Annotated in this window: 4 protein-coding genes and 1 tRNA gene; 3 read left to right on the top strand and 2 right to left on the bottom strand. The window is 71.1% G+C overall.

Going from position 1 to position 7,646, the window contains the following annotated elements:
- Window positions 1-56: 56 nt before the first annotated feature.
- A complete protein-coding gene (locus tag ACFUC1_RS19645) occupies window positions 57-3,002 on the bottom strand; it encodes an HYR domain-containing protein (protein WP_379122843.1) in 2,946 nt (981 codons plus the stop codon).
- A gap of 422 nt (window positions 3,003-3,424) precedes the next feature.
- Between ACFUC1_RS19645 and ACFUC1_RS19640 the strand changes: the two genes are divergently transcribed.
- Complete coding sequence (locus ACFUC1_RS19640; protein ID WP_056915917.1) at window positions 3,425-3,628, top strand: cold-shock protein; 204 nt, start codon at window positions 3,425-3,427, stop codon at window positions 3,626-3,628.
- Between the two features lie 92 nt (window positions 3,629-3,720).
- Here ACFUC1_RS19640 and ACFUC1_RS19635 read toward each other — a convergent pair whose 3' ends face one another.
- Window positions 3,721-5,640 (bottom strand): penicillin-binding transpeptidase domain-containing protein, encoded by a 1,920-nt coding sequence (locus tag ACFUC1_RS19635; RefSeq protein WP_379122840.1) that lies wholly within the window; start codon window positions 5,638-5,640, stop codon window positions 3,721-3,723.
- A gap of 189 nt (window positions 5,641-5,829) precedes the next feature.
- Between ACFUC1_RS19635 and ACFUC1_RS19630 the strand changes: the two genes are divergently transcribed.
- Both ACFUC1_RS19630 and ACFUC1_RS19625 read left to right on the top strand, forming a co-directional pair.
- Entirely contained in the window at window positions 5,830-7,419 is a 1,590-nt protein-coding gene (locus ACFUC1_RS19630) for an LCP family protein (protein WP_379122838.1), read from the top strand.
- Between the two features lie 89 nt (window positions 7,420-7,508).
- A tRNA-Ser gene (locus ACFUC1_RS19625) sits at window positions 7,509-7,601 on the top strand.
- Window positions 7,602-7,646: the final 45 nt, after the last annotated feature.

Genomic DNA, 7,646 nt, shown 5'->3' with positions numbered 1-7,646 from the left:
AAATAACCGCATGGCGCCCCGGGACCAGAGGTCCCGGGCCGCGCCCACCGAGGGGGTCAGCGCAAGCTGATCGTCACGGTGTGGGCGACGCCGTCACCGAGGTCGACGCGCAGCTCGTAGCTGCCGACCGCGAGCGGCTTGGTGTTGAGGTTGAACAGGTACTGCCCGTCCGTGTACCGGAAGAGGTTCCCGGTGGTGGCGGCCGAGGTCGACACCGCCACGGGGTCCTGGCCGGTCGTGCCCGCCGCCGGCAGCTTGCGCAGCCAGAGGGTGGCCTGCAGGTTCGTCACGCCGGCCGAGGCGCCGGTGAGGGCGAACTTGACCGGGATCGTGCTGCCCTGCTTGTAGACGCCCTTGTCGACGACCGGTGCGAGGAACCCGCTCCACGCGACGGTCACGGTCACGGTGAAGGAGGTCATCGCCGTGTTGCCGTGGGCATCGGTCGACGAGCAGTGGACGGTGGTGGTGCCCAGCGGGAAGGTGCTGCCGCTGGCCCGGTCACAGGTCACCGCGGTCAGGCCGTCGACCAGGTCGGTGGCCACCGGGCTGGCGTACGTCACCGCCGCGCCTGCCGCGGACGTCGCCGTCGCGGTCACGTTGACCGGGGCGCCGAACGCCGGAGCTGTGGTGTCCTGGACCGTCACGGTGAACGAGGAGGACCCGACGTTCTTGCTCAGGTCGCTCGCCGAGCAGGTCACCGTCGTCTCCCCGAGCGGGAAGGTGGCGCCCTGCTCCTTGTCGCAGGTCACCGGGCGGTCGCCGTCGACGAGGTCCTTGGCGGTCGGCATGACCCACGTGTAGGCAGCGCCCGCCGCCGAGGTGGCCTCGATCGTCTGGCTCGCCACCGTGCCGACCACCGGGGCGGTGGTGTCGGCGACGTTGACCGTGAAGGTCTGGTCCACGTGGTTGCCCGAGAAGTCGGTCGCCGTGCAGGTGACCTGCGTGGGCCCGAGCGGGAACGTCGAGCCGGAAACGTGGTCGCAGGCGATGGCCGGCGTGGCGTCGACGAGGTCCGTGGCGTGCGGCTCGAAGCTCACCGCAGCGCCCGAGGGACCTGTTGCCTCGACGGTGTCCACCACGATGGGGTCGAAGACCGGCGGGGTGGTGTCCTGCACCGTCACGACGAAGCCGCCGCTGTCGGTGTTGCCGTGTTTGTCGCTCGCGGAGCAGGTGACCGCACTCTTCCCCAGAGCGAAGGTCGCGCCGCTGGCAGGCGTGCAGCTGAGCAGCACGTCCCCGTCGACCAGGTCCTTGGCCGGCTGGACCGAGTACTCGACGGCGGCACCCTTGGCGCCCGTCGCCTCCGCAGTGACGTCCTGGAAGGACGGCAGCGTGGGGGCAGTGGTGTCCTTGACGGTCACGGCGAAGGACCCCGTGGCCTCGTTGCCGTGTGCGTCAGTCGCCGAGCAGGTCACCGTGGTCGGGGTGTCCAGCGCGAACTGGCTGCCCGAGGCGTGGTCGCAGCTGACGTCGACGGCACCGTCGACCAGGTCCGTGGCCGTGGCCGTCCAGTCGACGACGGCACCGCTGGGACTCGTCGCCTCCGGGGTGAGGTCCTTGGGCAGGTGGAGCACCGGCGGCGTCGTGTCGACGACGACGACGGCGAACGTCGAGGTCCCCGTGTTGCCGTGCGTGTCGGCGGCCGAGCAGGTCACGGTGGTGGTGCCTACCGGGTACGTGGCGCCGCTGACGTGGTCGCAGGTCACGGGACGGGTGCCATCCACGTCGTCGGTCGCCGTCGCCGCGTCCCAGTTCACGACCGCACCATCCGGGCCGGTGGCCTCGACGGGCTTCGGTTCGTGCACCGTCACGACCGGGGCGGTCTCGTCCTGGACGGTGACGACGAACGAGGCGCTACCGGTGTTGCCGGCCTTGTCCGTCGCGGTGCAGATGACCTTGGTGACACCGAATGCGAAGGTGCTGCCCGAGGCCAGGCTGCACGTGGGCGTCAGGTCGCCGTCCACGTTGTCCTTGGCGGTGGCGGCGTACGAGTATGTGGCCCCGGCAGGGCTCGTTGCCGCCACGGTGTCGTCCGCGGGCACCGTGACGACCGGGGCCGTCGTGTCGGCGACCTTGACCGCGAAGCTGGTCGTGCCCCTGTTGCCTGTGACGTCGGTGGCCACGCAGGTCACGGTGGTGCTGCCCAGCGGGAAGGTCGAACCCGACGCCGGCGTGCAGGTCACCGGGCGGTCCCCGTCGACCGCGTCGGTCGCGGACGGCGTCGAGTAGGTCACGGGCGCGCCGCTGGCGTCGACGGCCGAGGCGGAGACGTCGGCGACGGTGCCCAGGACGGGACCCGTCGTGTCGACGATCGAGTAGCTCGCGGTGGCCGTGCCGACCAGGCCCGCCGAGTCGGTCTTGCTGCAGCTCACCGTCTGCGTCCCGAGCTTGCCGCTCGGGCCACTGACGGTCGGCAGCACGGTCCCCGAGCCGTCGTGGTCGTCGGTCCACGAGCAGGTCGCCGCCGGGACGCTGCCGTACTCGTACGACCCACCGTTGGTGACCCCGCCGATGGTGACCACCGGCGCGGTGTTGGTGGTGCAGCTCCACGTCACCGCGTAGGACGCGGCGGTCATCGTGGTGTAGCCGGGCTGCGTCACCCTGACCGAGACGGTGGACTGCCCGGTGCTGGCCGCGCTGGCCTTGATGGTCGTGCGGATCCCGACCTGGAAGGAGTCGTGCCCGTTCTGGTCGAAGTCCGCCGGCACCTTCTGCGTGGTGTCGGTGGGCTCGACGGTGACGTTGGTGTCGGTGCTGGACCAGTCGAGGCTGAACGTCGTGCCCGGCGTCAGGTGGATGTTGCCGGTGCGCTTGACCGTGACGAGGCCGTCACGCTGGACCGGCAGGGTGCAGCCGGACACGACGATGTCGGTGGTGGACATGGCGGCGGTGTCGCCGTCCACCGCCGATATGGAGTCGGCGTAAGCCGCCCCCGCGGCATACGTCGTGAGGAGGGCGACCGCGAGCGCGGCGACTCCTCGAGAGGCAAGGCGTAGGTGCATGACGTCCCCTGTGCAACCGGAAGAAATGGTGGCCGGAACTGTCGCACCGGGTCATGGGACGGTAAAGATGCAGGTGAGGGAGCTGAGCGGGATCGATCCGAACGGCTGACGTGTCTGTTGGGGAGGCCTTCGAGCGGCTCGGTTTGGGTGTACCTGGTGCCGTTCCGGACCCGGTGCCGAGGGCTCTAGCGGTTGACGGAAATTTGGCCTCCGCATCTCCACCTCACCGGCCTCGCGTGCTAGCGTCTCTCGCGGTTGCACCAAGCAGTTCCTCGCAGGTCGACGAAGTGCCCGCCAGCACCAGCGCGCGGGCCTTTCGCTTCTGTGGACGAGCATGATCTCGTCGGGTGGGGTTGTGTACGGCAGCCTGGGGCCCCGCAAGGTGCGGGTTCCCAATGGCTACAAAGGAAAGAGTTAACCCCATGGCACAGGGAACCGTTAAGTGGTTCAACGCTGAGAAGGGCTTCGGCTTCATCGCCCAGGACGGCGGCGGCCCCGACGTGTTCGTCCACTACTCGGCCATCGACTCCTCGGGCTACCGCTCGCTGGACGAGGCTCAGCGCGTGGAGTTCGAGGTCACCCAGGGCCCCAAGGGCCCGCAGGCTGACGCCGTTCGCCCGATCTGATCGAGGACTGCCCAACCACAGTCTTCACGACGAGGCCCTCCACCACGGTGGGGGGCCTCGTCGCGTGTCCGGGAGCCGCGGCGTCGTCGGCGTCAGCCTCCGGCCAGGGTCGTGAGGAAGGCCTTGGCGATCGGCGCGGCGACCTCGCCGCCGCTGCGTCCCTCCTCTACCAGGACCGCGAACGCCAGGTCGCCCTGGTAGCCGATGAACCACGCGTGCGTCTTCGGCGGGTTGCCGGTGCCGAACTCGGCCGTGCCGGTCTTGCCGCTCACGGTGCCGCCGGGGGTGCCGCGCAGCACGGTCGCCGTGCCGTCGGTGACCACGCGTCCCATGAGGCCGCGCAGCTGGTCGACGACGCCCGCGTCGAGCTGCTGTGGCGAGCGGTCGGCGCCCTGCGGCGCCGGGTCGGTGACCAGGGCGGGTGGCACGTAGGCGCCCCTGGCGACGCTGCCCGCCATGACCGCCAGGGCGAGCGGGGAGACGAGGTTGCGGCCCTGGCCGATGGACGCGGCGGCCTTGTCGGTCTTGCCGTTGTTGGTCGGGATGCTGCCCTCGAACGCGCCGTCCACCCCGAGCAGCTTGGCCCAGCCGGCGCCGATGCCGAGCGCCTTGCCGGCCGCTGCGAGGTCGCCGTCGCCGAGCTTCGTCGACAGCTGGACGAAGGCGGTGTTGCACGAGTGCGCGAAGTCGTCGGCGAAGTCGGGCGTCCCGAGCTCCTCGCCCTCGAAGTTCTTGTACGACCGGCCGTCGACGACGAAGGTCTTGGGGCAGGTGACGGGCGTGGTCGGCGTGACCTTGCCGCCGGTGAGCAGCGCGTACGAGGTCGCGACCTTCAACGACGACCCCGGCGGGTACCGGCCGGTGATGGCCCGGTCGAGGCCGAGCTCGGGGGAGTTCGCGGATGCGAGGACGTCGCCCGTCCTCACGTCGACCGCCACGAGCGCGGACGGGACGTTGCCGGTGCCGGTGAGCGCCTTCTCCGCGGCCTGCTGCACCTTGGGGTCGAGCGTCGTCTTGACGTCCTTGCCGTCGACGGCGGCCTTCTGGAACAGCGGGGTGCCCGGGGCACTGGAGGCCGTGACCGTGATGCCGGGGGTGCCGCCGAGCGTGGCGTCGTACTGACCCTGCAGCCCGCTCGTGCCTGCGTAGTCGCCGGCCGTGTAGCGACCCTTGCCCGAGGCGACCTGCTCGGCGCTCACCGGCCCGAACGAGCCGAGCAGCGGCTGGCCGAAGGTGCGCGTGGGCGCCAGCGGTTGCTGCCGGGCGGGATAGATGACGCCCTTGAGCGTGTCGAGCCGGTCGCGGCGGGAGTCGAAGTCCGACTGCCGGTACGTGATCACCGGGATGGGCGACTTCGATCCGGCCTTCTGGGCCGCGGCCAGCTTGGCCACGAGGCTCCCGGACGGCTCGCCGACGATCGCCTCCAGCTGCCGCGCCGTCTCGGGGGTCGCGCGGCTCGGGTCGAGCTGCACCGGGTAGACCTTGCCCAACGGCATGAGTGCGGTGCCCGACCGGTCGAGCAGGTCGCCGCGGGTGCCCCAGGTCCGCGAGGCCACGAGCCGGTCGGCCTTCTTCAGCCTTGGGTGCCACGGCGAGGCGTCGGCAGGCAGGCTGACCGCCCAGGACCCGCCGCGCTGCCTCACCACGGTCACCGGGGCGTCGTAGCTCCACGGCACGCCGCCGGGCAACGTCCAGGTGACGCGCAGGGTCGCGGTGGCCCGGTCACCCGCGCGCCGAACCGCGTCGGGGACGACCGTGACCGGGCCCGAGCCGAGCCCGGACGTCGCACGGGTGAAGTCCGCCTGCACCGTCGCCGCGGGCGAGGTGAAGACGGTGCCGGCCTTGGCGAACGAGCGCTGGGACCACCCCGACGCGTATGCCGCGACCTCGGCGCGGGCGCCGCGGTCTGCCTGCTGCCCGGCCTGGTCGTGCCGCCACCACCAGAACCCGGCCCCACCGGCCGCAACCACGGCCACGGCCGCCACCGCCCCGACCACGCCTCGTCTGTCCATGCGCCCATCAAACCCCACGGGTCCCGGAGCAGCTGAACCCACGGGTCCGCGAGCCAACCGTCCCGTCCCCTGCGGCGTCACGGGGATGGGAGCATCCCGACGTTCTCAGGTTGCGCCCTTAGAATCCCGGAGGCGATCGGTCGCCTCAGCCACCCCCGGAGGTGGCGTGTCCGGACCAGAGAGGTGCATGTGAGCGAGCCCACCCACGGCTCCGCCTCGGGCGACCAGCCCGGCGACGGAGTCCCCGGTGCCTCGGAGGGCGGCACTGAGCACACCCCCACCATCACGCGCCGGTCCGAGCGGATTCGCCAGGACCACCGGCACCCGTGGCTGCGCCGCGGCCTGTTCGCGGTGGCCGCCCTCACGGTCGCTGCCCTGGTCCTCGGCATCGCGGCATACGTCAAGCTCAACGGGAACATCCAGCGCGTCGACATCACCAAGGCGCTCGGCACCCGGCCGAAGCAGCAGGCGACCACCGACGCGCAGACGAACCTCAAGCCGCTCAACATCATGGTCATCGGGTCGGACACCCGGGCAGGGGACAACGCGAACCCCAACGGCAGCGACCGCAGCGTCGTCGGTGCACGGTCCGACACCAACCTCGTCGTGCACCTCTCCGCCGACCGCAAGTCGGCGATCGTGGTGTCCATCCCCCGGGACTCGATGACGAGGGCTCCCCGCGACTGCAACAACCCGCAGGACAAGGTGGCGGACGGACCGATCCGGCAGTGGAACGCCAACTTCACCCTCGGTGGCCCCGCGTGCACGATCCGCACGTTCGAGGGGCTCACCGACATCTACATCGACCACTTCGTCGTCATCGACTTCCACGGCTTCTCGAAGATGGTCGACGCGTTGGGCGGTGTCACCGTGTGCACGCCGGTGCCCATCAACGACGCGTACAGCCACCTCAAGCTGCCCGCTGGGCGCAGCCGCCTCAACGGGACCGAGGCGCTCGGCTACGTGCGTACCCGGTACACCCTGGGCGACGGCTCGGACCTCGGCCGGATCGACCGGCAGCAGGCATTCATGTCCTCCGTCGTCCAGGAGGCCACGAAGTCCTCGCTCCTGCTGCGCCCGGACAAGCTGTTCCGGTTCCTCGACGCGGCGACGCAGTCGATGACGACCGACACCGGTCTCGACGTCGGCCAGATGAAGGACATCGCGCAGAGCCTGGCCAGGATCGGCACCGACCAGATCCGCTTCGTCAAGCTCCCCACCCGGCCCTACCCCGCAGACCCCAACCGGCTCGAGTGGACCCCGGCCGCGGAGGCCCTGTGGACCGCCATGCGGGAGGACAAGCCGCTTCCGGGCACCCAGGGCCCGTCGGGCGCGACCGCGACCGCCTCGCCGACGACGACCCAGCCGCCGCTGACGGTCAGCCCCGGGACCATCCACGTGCGCGTGACCAACGACTCCGGGGTCCCCGGACTGGCCAAGCAGGCGGCCGCCGAGCTGACCGTGCAGGGATTCCACGTCGACACCTACCTCTCCGGCACCGGACGGCCGACCTCCGGCGTCGTCGTCCGCTACGGGCCGGGGATGGAGGAGGCCGCCCGCACGCTTGCGGCGGTCTACCCGGGGGCCCAGGTCCGGGCCGACCCCGTGCTGGGCTCGACGCTCGAGCTGAGCATGGGCGTCGGGTCCCCCAAGGCGGTCGAGATCCCCAACCGACTGGGCACGCAGCCGCTGCCCGCGCAGACCATCACGGCCACGCCGCCGACCACCTCGACGGAGACGATCAAGGCGCGGACCGCGAACCAGGACATCTGCAGCTGAGGGTCCTGTAACGTCCGCACGGGGCCGCTTTGCCCCGCCGCAGGCGGGCCGGATACCCTGTGCGGGCTCGGGTGTGCGCACCCGGGCGTGGAGGCGTCGCCTAGTCCGGTCTATGGCGCCGCACTGCTAATGCGGTTTGGGTTAATCGCCCATCGAGGGTTCAAATCCCTCCGCCTCCGCCACACGATGAAGGACCCCGACACGCTTCTCGTCGGGGTCCTTCATCG

Source organism: Pedococcus sp. NPDC057267 (genome assembly GCF_042668795.1).
Taxonomy (GTDB): domain Bacteria; phylum Actinomycetota; class Actinomycetes; order Actinomycetales; family Dermatophilaceae; genus Pedococcus.
The sequence above is the reverse complement of the archived record's forward strand: the minus strand, read 5'-3'. Positions and strand labels throughout refer to the sequence as shown.

Bases quoted from the DNA above. Each gene is read 5' to 3' on its own strand.
- ACFUC1_RS19645 (WP_379122843.1), bottom strand. From the start codon at position 3,002: ATGCACCTACGCCTTGCCTCTCGAGGAGTCGCCGCGCTCGCGGTCGCC.
- ACFUC1_RS19640 (WP_056915917.1), top strand. From the start codon at position 3,425: ATGGCACAGGGAACCGTTAAGTGGTTCAACGCTGAGAAGGGCTTCGGC.
- ACFUC1_RS19635 (WP_379122840.1), bottom strand. From the start codon at position 5,640: ATGGACAGACGAGGCGTGGTCGGGGCGGTGGCGGCCGTGGCCGTGGTT.